General features: G+C 58.4%; 13 protein-coding genes and 1 tRNA gene. 6 read left to right on the forward strand and 8 right to left on the reverse strand.

Annotated features, from left to right (window positions below):
• On the reverse strand, window positions 1-570 hold a 570-nt coding region (locus FJY67_08180; protein MBM3329430.1), incomplete at its 3' end, for a hypothetical protein.
• A 123-nt stretch (window positions 571-693) separates the two neighbouring features.
• Here FJY67_08180 and FJY67_08185 point away from each other — a divergent pair.
• Window positions 694-766, forward strand: a tRNA-Phe gene (locus tag FJY67_08185).
• A 257-nt stretch (window positions 767-1023) separates the two neighbouring features.
• Here the strand turns inward: FJY67_08185 and FJY67_08190 are convergent.
• The 7 genes from FJY67_08190 to FJY67_08220 form a co-directional block, all read right to left on the reverse strand.
• Window positions 1024-1428 (reverse strand): NUDIX hydrolase, encoded by a 405-nt coding sequence (locus FJY67_08190; protein MBM3329431.1) that lies wholly within the window; start codon window positions 1426-1428, stop codon window positions 1024-1026.
• A gap of 63 nt (window positions 1429-1491) precedes the next feature.
• Window positions 1492-2619 (reverse strand): hypothetical protein, encoded by a 1128-nt coding sequence (locus FJY67_08195; protein MBM3329432.1) that lies wholly within the window; start codon window positions 2617-2619, stop codon window positions 1492-1494.
• Window positions 2620-2685: 66 nt separating this feature from the next.
• The gene (gene pdxT, locus FJY67_08200; GenBank protein MBM3329433.1) at window positions 2686-3249 is read right to left on the reverse strand and encodes a pyridoxal 5'-phosphate synthase glutaminase subunit PdxT; all 564 of its coding nucleotides are present in this window, start codon (window positions 3247-3249) and stop codon (window positions 2686-2688) included.
• An 863-nt stretch (window positions 3250-4112) separates the two neighbouring features.
• Entirely contained in the window at window positions 4113-5036 is a 924-nt protein-coding gene (gene pdxS, locus FJY67_08205) for a pyridoxal 5'-phosphate synthase lyase subunit PdxS (protein ID MBM3329434.1), read from the reverse strand.
• 346 nt (window positions 5037-5382) lie between these two features.
• The gene (locus FJY67_08210; GenBank protein MBM3329435.1) at window positions 5383-6336 is read right to left on the reverse strand and encodes a tyrosine recombinase XerD; all 954 of its coding nucleotides are present in this window, start codon (window positions 6334-6336) and stop codon (window positions 5383-5385) included.
• Window positions 6330-6971: an MBL fold metallo-hydrolase gene (locus FJY67_08215; GenBank protein MBM3329436.1), complete on the reverse strand. Its 642-nt coding sequence runs from the start codon at window positions 6969-6971 to the stop codon at window positions 6330-6332. Before FJY67_08215 ends, FJY67_08210 begins: the two co-directional genes overlap by 7 nt.
• Before the next feature lie 62 nt (window positions 6972-7033).
• The gene (locus FJY67_08220) at window positions 7034-8230 is read right to left on the reverse strand and encodes a pyridoxal phosphate-dependent aminotransferase (GenBank protein ID MBM3329437.1); all 1197 of its coding nucleotides are present in this window, start codon (window positions 8228-8230) and stop codon (window positions 7034-7036) included.
• 325 nt (window positions 8231-8555) lie between these two features.
• Between FJY67_08220 and hrcA the strand changes: the two genes are divergently transcribed.
• The 5 genes from hrcA to FJY67_08245 form a co-directional block, all read left to right on the forward strand.
• Window positions 8556-9629, forward strand: a complete 1074-nt coding sequence (hrcA, locus tag FJY67_08225; GenBank protein ID MBM3329438.1) for a heat-inducible transcription repressor HrcA — start codon at window positions 8556-8558, stop codon at window positions 9627-9629.
• Window positions 9630-9763: 134 nt separating this feature from the next.
• Window positions 9764-10477, forward strand: coding sequence for a DUF502 domain-containing protein (locus FJY67_08230; protein MBM3329439.1), 714 nt, complete (start codon window positions 9764-9766; stop codon window positions 10475-10477).
• A 1692-nt stretch (window positions 10478-12169) separates the two neighbouring features.
• Complete coding sequence (locus tag FJY67_08235; protein MBM3329440.1) at window positions 12170-13579, forward strand: hypothetical protein; 1410 nt, start codon at window positions 12170-12172, stop codon at window positions 13577-13579.
• Window positions 13516-14331 (forward strand): 16S rRNA (uracil(1498)-N(3))-methyltransferase, encoded by an 816-nt coding sequence (locus FJY67_08240; GenBank protein MBM3329441.1) that lies wholly within the window; start codon window positions 13516-13518, stop codon window positions 14329-14331. Before FJY67_08235 ends, FJY67_08240 begins: the two co-directional genes overlap by 64 nt.
• A partial coding sequence (locus FJY67_08245) for a geranylgeranylglycerol-phosphate geranylgeranyltransferase (GenBank protein MBM3329442.1) occupies window positions 14328-14925 on the forward strand: 598 nt, incomplete at its 3' end. The genes FJY67_08240 and FJY67_08245, both read left to right, overlap by 4 nt.

A 14925-nucleotide genomic window follows, 5' to 3' on the forward strand; every position in this document is an offset into this window, starting at 1 on the left:
CGACGGCAGAGAAATATCCGAACCAGCGTCCGGCTCGAAGCGCAGCGCAGCCTCAACCTCGCAGAGCGTAATAACCTCGCCCTGCGAGGCGTCGAATTGCGCCAGGTCGAAGATGACCGGAGCGATGCGAATGCCGCGCACGACACCCGTTTCACCGATATGGACCGGTTCGCCAGACTCGGGAAGCAGAGTCGGGTCGAGAGCGACGTCTTCGGCCGGGTGACGTTCGGCTCGATAGACGACAACCCGGTCAAGTCGTGCCGCCATCCCGGGCGGGACAATCACAAAACGGCTCCGGGTCAGTGTGCTGCCATCCCATAAGCCAGGACTCACAAGACCCCTATCTCCAGACTGCAAAAGCTGAGTTGCTGTCTCATCAGGTATGGAGAGATGAAGTGTCGCACCGGAGTGCGAGTAGCCCTTTACGACAGGTGCAAACGACTCGATCGGTGCGATGCCGTTCGCAGCCAGTGGCTGAGAGGCCGCGACAGCAGCCGCCACCAGGGCAGCCCGGGTCGCCCGGCTTACGAAGGCGGCCTTGATCTGCAAGTGCAAGTGATGTGTGAGCATACCTATAATAAAGCCGCTTCGGAGGCGCTATGCAAGCCCTTCAAAGGCTTTTGGAGGATTTTGCTTGGCTGCAAGTCGGACACTTGCGACGCTGTGGGGCAGGAGTTATATTGAACCAGCGATGCCGCTTTAGCTCAGCTGGTAGAGCAACGGACTGAAAATCCGTGTGTCCCCAGTTCGATTCTGGGAGGCGGCACACAGAATAGGCGTAGATTGTAAAAGATGTGGCAAGGGGCTGGCGTTTACCGTCGGCCCCTTTTCAGTTTGTGCATACCGGACGACCTCGTCCGGTGAAAATCACGACTCGTGCATACCGGACGTCCTCGTCCGGCGTGTAAAAGAGAGATGTGGTGCGGGTGGACGTGGGCGTCCACCCGGCATATGAATCTGGATTCCGCCTTTACGGGAATGACGATGACTTGCGTCGTCGTATATAACAATACTTTTTGGCCATCACATCTCCAACCTCAAACGGAAGGCATCATCGATGATCCTCCGATGGTCAAAAGCGATCTCATCGGGCAGACTTTTGTGTGAAAAGAACCTGACTTCGGCCGCGTCGTCGGCGCTCCGGGGATCCCCTTTTGCCCGACAAAGATAGACGACGCTCGCTGTCGGGAACCGGGGATCGCGATCCGGATCGCTATAAACCCCGATTAATCGCAGATCCTCTATCTCAAGGCCGGTCTCTTCGCGGGCTTCCCGCCTTACAGCCGACTCGACAGACTCGCCCCGTTCGACAAAGCCGCCCGGAAGCGCCCAGCCGTAGGGAGGATTCCTGCGCCTGATGAGCAACACCCCCCGCTCGTCGATCACTACCGCATCGACGGTCAGATAGGGCGTCTCAGGCGGCCACATAAGTGAATGTAGAATGAAGAATGCAGATTGCTTCACTTCGTTCGCAAAGACTACGCAGGGATGTCAGTATCGCAGCAGGGCGGCGATGCCGCCTCCCTTTTCAAGTCCGGGGGCTTGCTCGAGCATATCGACCCGGGCGCCTTGTTCGATGGCGCTGCGCACTGCGAGGTCGTGAATGTCCCCTATTGCGGCGAGGGTGCCTTCGCAGTAAGGGCAGTTGGCCGATCGGGTCGGTACCAGCGCTCCGCACCTCTGGCAACTCATACCCTCACCCGACGATCCGATCAGGACATAGAGTTTGCGCACGTTGCCCTGCTGGAGCGCGGTCAGGACGTCGGACAGCCCCAAGACCCCGCCGCCTCCCGACTGTCCGAGCCGGTGAAAGAGCTCTTCCATCGCCAGCCGCTCAAAGGAACGCTCGACATCCTTCATCACCGGTGTCGCGCGGGCGAGGATCTCGGTCTCCCCGGCATCGACGTTGACCAGGAATTCGCCTGAGACATGACTTGCGAAATGATGCGGCAAGACTTCGCGAAACCGAGCCCGGGCGGTATCAGGCCCACCCAGGAGAACCCGCTTGATCTGTTCCGATTCGAGGATATCTTCCATTGCTGCAGCCGCACCTTTAAGCATCTGCATTAGTGCGATCTCGCGCTTGCGGCCGGCGCGCATCTTTCCGAGGTCACTCCAGGTGTCGCTGCGCGAGCCGGTGAAGTGAACCTCCGGCCGTTCAACATGAAATACCGGTTCGATAAGTCCCATTCCGGTGATGAACAGCCGCGCTTCGTTGCCACCCACGATGACGATAAGGTAGCGCTGGTAGATGTCGATTTGCTGGACGAGCGGCGTGAGATAGGGGCTATCGCGAATGACCAGTTCATTACGAATCGGCACCATCGAATGATAGACCCACCAAAAGTCATCGGATGCGCAACTGAGGATTGCCATCGCGCGGCGAGTGCCTTCGGGCCGGTCGGCGAGGAAGGATTCGATGCGCTTCAGGTTGTCTTGCGCTGCGCTGCGGAGATCGGGAGAATTCAGGGAGTTGGAAGTTTTTAGAAGACTCTTGTAGTGCCGAAGCCACGCCTCGTTCGGGTTTTCGGCAGGATCGACGGTGAGGTATAGAGTGGTGCAGAGCGCACCGGGGAACTTATGAGCCGCAAGTTCCCTTAGTTCCTGACGGGAGATCATTGCAAATGTCCCCAATATGGATGAGGGTCGTGTCCGACGGGTATTGCCCGACGGGAAGTGGATAGACTATGCGCAGTAACTTTGAAACAAACGGTGCACTCTATGATCATCTGTCAATTCAGGATGAAACGAGGTCACCAGCAGGTTCTTCCGGCGCAGCATGACCGGTTCGTTCTGATATTCGGCGAGGATGCTCACCTCCCGGCCAATTTTAAGAAATTTCGGTGCGCGGATGAAGATGCCGTCGAACGGGCGATCAAAGCCCGCAATCGCCAGCGGAGCCACAAATGAATCGACCTGTCTCCCGTAGGCGTTGCGGGCGACCTCTGCCTCGATGAGCCCCCATCTTGGCTGAGGCGGGCCATCGCCTTTGCCGAGCAGGATGGCACCGGCACAGGTGCCCCAGGTGGGCAGGCCGGAGGCGATTCGCGCTTTCAGTTCTGCGCCGAGCGGCGACTCCGCCAGTTGCAGATGCATCGTCGTCGATTCGCCGCCGGGGATGATGAGGCCCGACAGGCCCTCAAGGTGTTCGATTTTGCGGACTTCGACAACTTCGGCGCCGAGCGCCTCGAGAGCGCGCCGGTGCAGGACAAAGTCGCCTTGAAGCGCAAGGATACCCACACTTGTCATAGCGATTTGATTACGCTGTAACCACCCTAAGGAAGCGAGCCGGTCAGGCTTCCTACCAATTCCGCTGCTCCAGAAGTCTGTGATTGAACGGCTTCCCAAAGCTCGTTCAGAGTGCTTACGCGAGGGAAGGTGAAGAGCGTGCGCCTTTCCTGGTCGGTAATCTCTAGGACAAATGTGGAGTACCAGCCTATCGGGTTTAGATTCTCGTCATAACCTCTTTCACTACTCTCGTAGAGACGCAGAAATCGCCCTTCAAAGGAGGTTTCGTAGCAAATAGTCACCAGAGCGTCAGTCCCGTGTTGTAGCCACGATGGAGGTTTCTCCAATCTCCACATGAGTTGCCGATCTTGTGTCCTTTTGGCCAACTCCGCGACGGCCTTCCTAACTTGAGTATCCGTCATTGTATTGGTGCCTTTCTTCTGTCAGTGATCTTTAATTCTATTTGTGCGTAGATGTTGTCAAGCTTCAAGTAAAAGGAATGTATTTCATCCCTGCTTCCTGGATATTTGGTCTTACCCATAAGAGGTCTGACTAATCTTATCGCAGTCGTAATTTCTCTCGCCAATGATGGCATATGAGTCTTGATGGATCGCAATAATGTCAGAGATCGCTCTATCTCAGTCCACACTGCTTCTCTCACATCAGAAGATTGGATTTGCTCAGTTCGGAGTCTAAAAAGAGCGGACTTGCAATCCTTGAGCTTTTTTGCAAGTTGGGGCATACGTTGGATTAGATAGTAATCTTCCCGTAGCTTCTTGACTCTTGATCTCACTCCCAAGGTGAAGATCAGAGTGCCCAAAGTAATTATACTCCCGATGATAGAGGACCAATCAGCAATTAAGGGAATAGGTAAGTTCATTACACTACCACCCTCGTCCAGCCAGCAACTCCCCTTCCGGTATTTTGCCGATCTCAAGCCCCGGCATTGCGCCTGCCAGGCCGCGCGAAGCATTCAGCACTTCCTCCGGGTCCTGGTAATGCGTCGTAGCGTGAACGATGGCGCGCGCCCGCGCCGCCGGGTCCTCGGACTTGAAGATGCCCGACCCGACGAAGACCGCCTCGGCGCCCAACTTCATCATCATTGCGGCATCGGCCGGTGTCGCTATGCCGCCCGCGGCGAAATTGGGAACCGGTAGTTTGCCCGTTGCCGCGACTTGCTTCACAAGTTCGAACGGCGCACCAAGACGCTTTGCCTCGGACATCAGTTCCTCGGTGCCGAGTGTCGTCAGGCGGCGCATTTCGCCGGTTACGGAGCGCATGTGACGGACCGCTTCGACGACGTTGCCGGTTCCGGCTTCGCCTTTGGTTCGGATCATAGCCGCGCCTTCGCCGATCCGGCGGAGGGCTTCGGCGAGGTTGGTCGCGCCGCAGACGAACGGCACCCGGAAGTCGTGCTTCCAGACGTGGTTGGTCTCGTCGGCAGGGGTCAGCACCTCCGATTCGTCAATGTAGTCAACCCCGAGGGCTTGCAAAATCTCGGCTTCGACGAAATGCCCAATACGTACTTTCGCCATCACCGGGATCGTTACCGCTTTCATAATGTCTTCGATGACCTTGATCGAAGCCATTCGAGCCACGCCGCCGTCGCGACGGATGTCGGCCGGAACTCGTTCGAGCGCCATCACCGAGCAGGCGCCGGCATCTTCAGCGATCCGGGCTTGTTCGGCCGTCGTAACGTCCATTATAACCCCGCCCTTGAGCATTTCGGCGAGGCCGACTCTTAGTAGGAAGCCATCCTTACCGGCAACCGGAACCGGGAGAGGGTGACCATTGGAAGCGTGTGACATATTGAATGTTGGATGAAGAATGCTGAATGTAGATGATCGACTTGCTTGCACTCTCATACAAGCGAAGTGATGCAAGACGATAGAATTACCTTGCAATAGGGTTCGTTGTGCAGCGATCTCTTATCTTGATTCTAAAGTCTAAATAATGGGAGCATCAAAAAGTAGCATCAGTAGGGCGGACATTCTTGTCCGTCCTAAGGGCAGGCAGGAATGCCTGCCCTACTGGAGAATCACAATCATCCGCACCCTATAAAAACGCTTAAGCTCCAATCCCTAATCCCTAAGCCCTAAGCCCTAAGCCTAATATAACCCTTCCGTCCCGTCGGTCGCAAATGAACGAAGGTCGTCAGCGCCGGGGATGGAAGGTCCGAACGACCTCTATCAGGTGCGAGCGGTCGATGTGGGTATAGATCATCGTGGTGTCTATGGAGACATGCCCCAACAGTTCCTGAACGTCGCGTAGTCCTGCGCCGCCCTCAAGAAGATGCGTGGCAAAGGAATGCCTAAGGGTATGCGGAGTCACTCGCCGCTCAATCCCGGCCGCCTGGACATAGTTCTTTAGAATCAAATAGAAGCCTACCCGGCTGAGCGGGCGTCCGGTCTTAGCCGCCAAAAATAGTCTTCCAAAAGCATGCGGCGCCGCGCGAACAAGCGACGGCCGCCCTTTGGCAAGATATTCGACGAGTGCCGTTCGCGCGCAATCCCCTACCGGCACCAGACGTTCTTTGGAGCCTTTCCCCAGCACCTTCAGAATCGCTCCCTCAAGCAGGAAATCATCGAGCGCTACTCCGACCAGTTCGCTTACCCGCAGCCCGCAGCCATAGCCCAGTTCGAGCATCGCCCGGTCGCGCAGGCCGGTTGGTGTCGCAAGGTCTGGCTGATCAAGCAGCCGTTCGATGTCACTTACCGACAGGACATCGGGCAGATGACGTCGCTGCCGCGGCCCGGTCAGGTGAATCGTCGCATCGGAATTGACGGCGCCTTCGCGCAGCAGATAGCCAAAGAAGTGCCGGATCGCCGAGAGCCGTCGGTTTATGGTAGCCGGCGATGCACCGGTGCGGGAGAGTCTCGCAAGATAATTGGTCAGATCGGTCGGGCGGACGTCCGACCAGTTATCGGGAACAGACTCACCCCAGAACTGGATGAGGTCGGCTAAGTCGCGACGGTAGGCTTCGCGTGTGTTGTCCGAGAGTCCTTCCTCGAGCGCGAGTCCCGAAAGAAAACCGGCGACCGCCTCCCACAGGGCCGGTCCGTCGGTTGATTCCAGGCTAAGGTCCCCGGACGATGCCGAGTTCACCACAAGGCTTCGGCACCCGGTTGCAGAAAGGGGTTCGTCTCCCGCTCGACACCGATCGTTGTTGCGGGGCCATGCCCCGGCAGAACCAGACACTCATCGCCGAGCGGAATAAGTTTCTCCCGGATCATCCTTATCAGCAGAGGCATACTGCCACCCGGGAAGTCCGTCCGGCCAACCGAGCCCTCGAAAAGAACGTCTCCGGCAAATATGAAATCTTCTCCTGCCAGTGCAATGTGCCCCGGACTATGCCCGGGGACATCGAGCACATGAAGAGTTATGGCTCCCAGTTCGACAAGGTCGCCCTCGCGCAGCAACCGGTCGGCCAACGGCGCGACGATCTCCGGACCGTAGAATGATGACAGGTTTCGCTGCGGATCGGACAGCATCGGCGCATCAGCGGCTCCGATCCAAACCGGAGCCTCTGTAGCCTTTTTGAGCCCGGCCAATCCTCCAATATGATCGCCGTGACCATGGGTTGCCACCAGCGCTTCAACCCGGGCCTTGACATCCTTGAGGTGACATAGGATGCGGTCATCCTCGTCGCCGGGATCGATCACCAATGCCCGGCCGGAGGAAACATCCTGTATGAAATAGCAGTTGACCATGAGATCGCCCACTACCAACCGGTCGATTCGCACCCTATCGTCGCTGCGCAGGGTCGTCGCTCCGGTTGAGACGTTATCGTATCGACCACCCGGCATTAACCCTCTCGCAGCCGGCGGAGTGCCTCCTCGAAGCGATCCATTCCCCGTCGCAGTTCTTCCCTCGAAGCGGCATACGATATCCGGATATAGCCGCCGGTTCCGAAGGCTTCGCCGGGAACTGTAGCAAGGTGCACCACATCGAGAAGATACCGTCCGAGATCGTCCGAGGATTTGAACGACCGCTTGCCGGTCGATGTTCCTAAATAGCGGGCGATGTTCGGAAAGAGGTAGAATGCACCATCGGGTTTGATGCAGGTGAGGTCTGGAATTTGCGCCAGACGCCCGAGGCAGTAGTTCCGTCGCGTCTCAAACTCATCGCGCATCCGGACGACTTCGGCAGCCGCCCCGTCAAGTGCCGCCAGTCCGGCCCACTGCGATATTGACGACGGATTGGAGGTGTTGTGCGACTGCACCTTGCACATTCCCGAGATCAACTCCTTTGGCCCAAGTGCATATCCGAGGCGCCAGCCGGTCATTGAGTAGGATTTCGAGAAGCCGTTGATTATTAGCGATAAGGATTTCGCTTCCAGCCCCGGGGCCGCGAGCGAGGTGAACGGAAAGCCGCCATAGGTAAGTTTCTCATATATCTCGTCCGAGATGATGAAGACACCCGCCTCGCGGCAGATTTCGATCAGGGGCACAAGGTCTTCCGCCCGATAGGCGGAGCCGGTCGGATTGGAGGGGTTGTTGATGATAACCGCACGGGTGCGCGGGGTGAGACTTTTGCGCAGTGCTTCCGACATCAGGCGAAAGCCCTCGTCCTCCGTCGTATCGACTACCACCGGCTCGCCACCGGCAAGATAGATCATGTGGGTATAGGAGACCCAGTAGGGCGCCGGGACTATCACCTCATCGCCCGGGCTTAGGAGGGCTTGAAAGGCGTTGTAAAGCGACTGCTTGGCACCGGTCGAGACGATTACGCAGGAGGGGTCGTAGTGAGCGCCGCATTCAAACTCGAACTTGCGGACGATCGCCTCGCGCAGTTCGACGATGCCCTCGTTGAGGGTGTAGCGTGTCCGGCCGTCAGCGATGGCTTTCCCGGCGGCATCGCAGATCTGTTTCGGGGTCGGAAAGTCAGGCTCGCCGACCGACAGATCGACGATGTCGATGCCTTCCGCTTTCATTTGAGCCGCCCGGGCGGCTATGCCGAGTGTCGGCGATGGTGCTATACGATCAAGTCGGCTCGAGAGCATAGTGTCGGTCAGGTTGCTGGTGATATGGATTTACTTGCGATTATAGATGACAACAGGCTGTTAGATGCAGGCGGGGAAGGCCTTGTCAAGTCGTAAGAAACAATCTCTTGATTCAACCGGAGGGACTATCCCCCCTATAATTTCAATATACTCCCGCCGTGAAAGCAATGACAAGGCAGAAAGCGCTTCTTTGGCATCGCCGACCTCTTTGGCAACCTGATGCGACTCCCTGCCGGTTAGGCCGGATGGCTTGACTTCGCACCGCTTAGGGCATATTATTTGTAGATATGGATAACGATTTAGGTGGAACAATCTGTAACGGCCGATGCCGGCTCCATTACGCATAACCGATCTGCCGGCGCCGATGGCAGCGGATAGACTCCAACTTAGCGAACGCGAGCGGATAATCCTGCGGCATATTGTTCAGCACTTTATCCTCTCGGCCGATCCGGTCGGATCGCGGGCGCTTGCCCGCCGGACCGGTTTGTCGCTCTCGCCGGCGTCGATCCGCAACGTGATGGCCGACCTCGAGGAGATGGGCTTGCTGACACATCCTCACACCTCAGCCGGACGACTTCCCACGAGTCTCGGCTACCGTTTCTATGTCGATGACCTTATGCAGGACGAGGAACTGAGTGCAGCCGAACGGCGGGCAATCGAGCAGCGGATCGAGCAGATTTCCCCCGAAGCGACCGACATCCTCAACCAAATCGGCGATCTGCTGGGACGCGTCTCGCGGCTGTTGGGAGTTATCCTCGCGCCCGACCTCTCAAGCGGTATCCTCGAGCGGGTCGAAATCCTCCGCGTCGCAGCCGGCCGCTTGATGGTCGTCGTCGTGGTTCGTGCCGGTCTAGTGCGGACCATTATGCTGGAACTTAGCAGCCCGATCTCTGATGCCGACATTGCCGTCGCGGTGCGTCTTATCAACGAAAGATTGGGCGGAATGCGCCTGGCCGACATTCCGGTTGAAGCGGAGCAGCGCCTGGCCGGAGAGGGCGCTGCCGACAACGCGGTAGTACGGCTCTTTATCGACTTCCCCGAGCGTATTTTCGCCCCCGACCCCCCGGGCGAAGTCCATCTTGGCCCGGCCCGGCACGTCTTCGACCTTCCGGAGTTCTCCGCTCCCGACAAGATGCGCGGTATCATCGAACTCATTGAGGATCGCGACGTCATCGTCCATCTCTTGCGCGACCGGGGCGAAGGCGTAACCGTCACCATCGGCGATGAGAATTCGTCCGGACAACTGCGCGACTTCAGCGTCATCACCTCCCACTATCTCCACGGCGGATCGCGCGGCACGCTCGGCATCATCGGCCCGACAAGGATGAACTACTCCCGGCTCATCGCTCTGGTCAACCTCACGGCACGGCTTCTGAGCGAGCGCTTGAAGAGCCGCTGAGTCGGGTATTGCACCCGGACGCCATTTCTCTCCAAGCCGTCCCTTCGGACGGACGACCCTCTCGTTTTAATCGGTCGCTTCAGGCAATGCCGAACGCTTCTTTCTTCCCGTCAACTTAATGGGACCCGATCTTAATGTCCAATCTCACCGAGCCAAATACTGAGCCTGTCCAGCGCTCCAGTTTTTGGCGGCAACTACGCGCCGATGTCTTTTCCGGAACCCTTATCATTGGGCCGATTGTCGTTACCGTTTTCCTGCTCTATAAAATCTTCCAACTGCTCGACGGAATCCTGGGACGGATCATAAGTCAGATACTGCGCGACGGCCTGGGTCTGAAGTTCTTTGGGGAGGGCAATCTGCCCGGCGTAGGTCTCATAGCGCTGTTCTTACTCATCATTCTAACCGGCTGGGCGGCGCGCCGGGCGCTCGGCAAGGCGCTCATCAACACCGGCGAACGGCTCATCACCAACATCCCGCTCGTCAACAAGATCTATAAGATATTCCAGCAGATCAGTTTCGCCCTCTCGAAAGGACGGCGCGACCTCTTTCAGCGCGCGGTCCTAATAGAGTATCCGCGCAAAGGTATTTACTCGATAGGTATCGTAACCGCCGAGAGCGTGGGTCGTTTACAGGCATCTATACCTAATGAAGCGGTTCCGGTTTTCATCATCAGCACTCCCAACCCGACCACCGGATTTATCATATTTGTCCTGCGAACCGAGTTGATACACATCAACATGTCGGTGGAAGAGGCGCTGAAACTGGTCGTTTCGGGCGGCATCACCGAGACCCTGGAGACGAAGGAAAATGCTCCCTTGACGGAAGAAGGAATGCCAACTGAGCCGTGACGCTGTAAACCAACTGGTGCCGTCAATTCTGCTGGCTGCGGTGAGCATCCTCCATTCGGAGAGCAGGTGGGAAGGGGGGACGGCGGTGCTGCAAATGGAGAAAGGGCTCGATCTGGATGGCTGGAGCGAATCGATCCAACTGCCGGTCAGGCTCGACGGCGGCGGTGAGACGACATTTCGCCATAAACTTGCCGTCCAACTTTGGAGCCTGCCCGGTTACCAGCCTCAGTGGCGCAGCGAGCAGACTTCGAGATTGGGGTTTACCCGTCCCATGACCGAGCGCATCGATCTCGAACTGTCCGGCGACATTGAGATCTTTAACGCTCCACCGCTGCGACCCGGAAGCGGGGGTCGTGAAGCGCTCGTCCCACTTCCTTTGGACGGCACTGTTCAGCGATCCTTTTCCACTCTGCCTATGCCGGCAGCGGTTGCGCAGTCCAACTGGAATCTCACCGGCGGCGGGAGGCTGAGGCCGAGCGACTCGATTCTGGTGTTCGTCGGGAGCGGGCCGTTCGTCCGGCAGCGAAGCGACTGGCGGGCTTCGGGATGGCAGCACCACGCGGCTTTCGAGGGTTGGTCCGGCAGTCAGGGGATCGACCTCGACGCCTGGATTCGCGACTTCGATGAGGGCAACGAAACCGGACTATCCGGACGTGGACGAGGCACCTATCGCCTCTCCGATGCGGCTTATGATAGTCTTTCGTTTCAATTTGTTCAACGCGACGAGTTTGCCGGAACCGGGCCGTCGGCACGTCGTAAGGACGACCGGTTGCAGGTGGCAAGTTTTCTCGCTGCCAACCCGGGCGAGGGTGTCGATGCCGGCTGGGAATCCCGGTTCGAACGGCAAACGGTTACCCATTCGACGGCGGCTACAAGTTACGAGGATTTCCAGTTCCACTGGCAAAATGATCTAAATTTCGGTCTGCGCCGAGGGGATTACCGCCTCCAGGCTGGGGGTGGCATCGACCTGCAGGAACAGCAGTATGCCGGTTCCCTTACCCAGGGACGCCGCATCCACCTCGCGACAAACTTGGGACGATTTCATTCCGGCGATTCGCTGGTGTTGACCGCTCGAGCCATTCGCTACCGCTACGACACCCCCGACCTCGCCGATCAGAACGACCGCGATGAACTTCGGCATCTCTTCGTGGCTTCGGGAGGCTGGCGCTTCGATCCCCATCTCGGCCTGCGCCTTTCGGTGGAGGTTGACCTGACCCACTACGTTAACCTGCACACCGGACGCAGCGGCGAAAATCGCTGGAACCGTCTCTATACTCTAAGGGCGGAAGTTCCCTGGCAGGCCGGGCGATTCTCCAATCAGGCGCGCTATTCCGTATCCGGAAACTACGTAATCTATGATTATGACCGGTATGATCAGTTGTTGGGCCGCGCCTTCCGGTCATTTATTGCCGCCGACTCGCTGACGATCCAGATGACCGATCGAGTCTACGTTCGCCTGACCGGGCAGTGGGGACTTGAGGATCATGGCCGCTTGGACTCCGATGAATGGAGACAGGACGTCGCCGAAGATGGCCGGGTCCGGTCCATCAGCAGTGAGGTATCGTATCGCTCGTTCCGGGATTGGAAGACCGGCGTCGGTTGGACCTACCACCGTCGTCAAACCTGGGAGCATCGAGCAGGGGGAGGGCGTGAACCACTCGAGGATGTCCTGACCGATGGTCCAATGGTGCGCTGCGAACTGAATGCCGGTTCCGGGGTGCGGGCGACGTTTCGCGCCGTCTGGCTCGATGTCCGCGACCGCTTGCGAGGGAGGTACCGGCTGCCAGACGTCTCCCTGACCTGGGCCTGGCATTGGTAACGCACCTTAGGACGCTTTTCGCCACCTTTTCGCTCCTGTTGGCCTTAAGCAGCCTATTGGCGCAGGATGAACCGTCCCGGATCTGGGCTATCCGCATCGCCGGCAATCGCGTCACCCAATCCGAGTTGATAGAAAGGGAGATGACCTCCAAGGTCGGGATGCCGGTCGAATCATCCCGGCTTGAGGCCGATCGCAGACGGCTGATGTCGCTCGGCCTCTTCAACCATGTCGATATCGCCGTGGTAGCTGACCAGGGGCGGGTCGTTCTGAGGGTCACCGTCACCGAGCGGTTTTACATCTATCCCTTGCCGATACTGGCTTATGACCCGCTCGATCCGAAGCGGCGGGTGGTCGGGCTAAGGCTGCATCACGACAATTTCCGCGGCTACGGTGAACGGCTGAGCATTGCCTATTGGGACGGGTATCAAAATGGCGCTTCGATCCTGCACCGCGATCCCTGGTTCTCCATTAAAGGCGCCTTTGGAGTCCAGATTTTCGGCCTTACCAACAGGCGTGAACTGGCGCGCCCCGATACGACCGGCTATGTCGATACCCAGACCGATCTGGTGGCACTCCGGCTGCAGCATCGCCTGCACCAAAGGTCCTGGATCGGCTTCGAGGGGCAATGGGAGGAGCGCTATTCCAAAGCTGCCTTCTACACCCTCGCCGGCTCCGGCCGCGACCGGCTGATGGTGGGACGAGTCTTCTTCGAAGCCGACGGCCGGGATCACATCTACTATCCCTCAAGCGGCTACTATCTGCTCGCCATGACCGAGTCGGACATGATGATCGACACCTCGCATGTCTTTCACTTGCAACTTATCGATCTGCGCGCTTATCGCCCGGTCGGAGGCGTTATACTGGCGGGGCGGTTTTACGCCGAGAACAGCCTCCGTCAATTGCCCTATTATCGCCGGCTTGAGATATCGCCGGTCAATATCCGGTCGAAGCAAACCGAAAACCTGCTCGGGCTGGGCCTCGCGGCTCTCAACCTCGAGACCCGGTTCAATCTGCTGCCGCTGCGTTATATTAATGGTCCGAACTGGGCTCTCGTCGGGCCTTATGTGCAGAACATGAAGTTCAGCATCGAAGGGTTGTTGTTTCTGGACAACGCCGTCGTGCGGAGAGTCGCACCGCAAAAGGAACTCACCTTGCGAGCCTGGGGAGGGGGGTTGCAGTTCCAACTGCCCTATGTCGAAACAGCGCGCATCGTCGCCGGATGGAATCCCGAGAGTCGGTTGGGCGATCCCTTTCTTCACGCTTCCCTCGATGTCACTTTCTGACGACAATGCGGCTTCCCTACATTCTCGTTGAGTCCGTAACCCGTGAGGGGCTCATCCATATAGGAAAGGACGAAGCGTCACATCTGGCTAAGGTCCTGCGCGCCCGACCAGGATTTCGCTTTATCGGATTCGACGGCAAGGGTCAGGGTTGGGAAGGTGAATGGGAGGGCAGCCGCCCCGGTGGAGGGGGGATTGCAAGGGTCGTTCAGCCGCTTCCCTACGAATCCGAGACGAAACCGTCCGTTACGTTGGCTGTCGGTATCGTCAAAGGCCCCCGGATGGATTGGGCAGTCGAGAAAGCCGCCGAGTTGGGGGTGGAGCGCTTCCTGACCTTTCATTCGCGCTTCGGCGTGGTAGAACCGGGAGCCAGACGGCTTGCCCGCTGGAAATCCATTGCCATCGCCGCCGCCAAGCAGTCGCGTCGGCTCCGCCTGATGGAGGTCTGTCCCCCGGTTGATTTTGAACTACTGATACGCAACTTCGGCAGTGAGCATCCGGCTGGTTCCGTTCTTGCTCTTGACCTGCTGCCGGAATCGGTCGAACCGGGCACAGCCCAGTATGGGATGACGTCCTTCGACCGGACAACCTTTGTCATCGGCCCCGAGGGGGGCTTTTCCGACGATGAGCGGTCGATTATTCGCAAAGCCGGGATACCGTCTATCTCACTGGGAAGACATCCCTTGCGCACTGAAACCGCGGTAGTCGCAGCAGCAACGTTGGGGTTTAACCCCATGGTCAGGTTCGCAAGGTGACTAACTCTATCCTGCGTGTCGGCATCGGACTGATGCGACCGCTCAATATGGCTATCACCTTTGCGGCGGTCGTGATGGGAGGGTTGCTTGGCAAGGTCGAACCGGAGGGCTTGCCCGAGGTTTTGCTTGCGGCACTCGCGGCAGCGTTGGTCGCCGGCGGCGCCAATAGCCTGAACGATGCCTGCGATGCGGAGATCGACCGGCGCAACCGGCCCGAACGCCCGGTGCCGTCGGGTAGAATCTCACCGGAAGGTGCGCGCAACTGGGGCTTCTACCTGATGCTGGCCGGGGTCCTTTGCGGTTTCACGGTGAACATTCCCGCCGGGATCGTGGCGACTGGCGTGTCGGGTCTGATGATTCTCTACGACTACCGCCTCAAGCGGGAATTGCTGTGGGGTAATCTCGCGGTGGCGCTATCGACCGGACTGGCACTCTACTACGGCGCGCTTGCAGCCGGGCATCCGGCAGCGGGCATCGTCCCCGGGCTGTTTGCCTTCCTCATCAACCTGGCACGGGAGATCATCAAGGACGTCGAAGACGTCGCCGGCGACAGGAGCGCTGGCGCCGGCACTCTTCCGATTCGATACGGCTCCC

The sequence above is a fragment of the Calditrichota bacterium genome (genome assembly GCA_016867835.1).
Taxonomy (GTDB): Bacteria; Electryoneota; AABM5-125-24; order Hatepunaeales; family Hatepunaeaceae; genus VGIQ01.

Bases quoted from the DNA above. Each gene is read 5' to 3' on its own strand.
- FJY67_08195 (MBM3329432.1), bottom strand. From the start codon at position 2,619: ATGATCTCCCGTCAGGAACTAAGGGAACTTGCGGCTCATAAGTTCCCC.
- hrcA (MBM3329438.1), top strand. From the start codon at position 8,556: ATGCCGGCTCCATTACGCATAACCGATCTGCCGGCGCCGATGGCAGCG.
- FJY67_08220 (MBM3329437.1), bottom strand. From the start codon at position 8,230: ATGCTCTCGAGCCGACTTGATCGTATAGCACCATCGCCGACACTCGGC.
- FJY67_08190 (MBM3329431.1), bottom strand. From the start codon at position 1,428: ATGTGGCCGCCTGAGACGCCCTATCTGACCGTCGATGCGGTAGTGATC.
- FJY67_08240 (MBM3329441.1), top strand. From the start codon at position 13,516: ATGGAATCCCGAGAGTCGGTTGGGCGATCCCTTTCTTCACGCTTCCCT.
- pdxS (MBM3329434.1), bottom strand. From the start codon at position 5,036: ATGTCACACGCTTCCAATGGTCACCCTCTCCCGGTTCCGGTTGCCGGT.
- FJY67_08230 (MBM3329439.1), top strand. From the start codon at position 9,764: ATGTCCAATCTCACCGAGCCAAATACTGAGCCTGTCCAGCGCTCCAGT.
- pdxT (MBM3329433.1), bottom strand. From the start codon at position 3,249: ATGACAAGTGTGGGTATCCTTGCGCTTCAAGGCGACTTTGTCCTGCAC.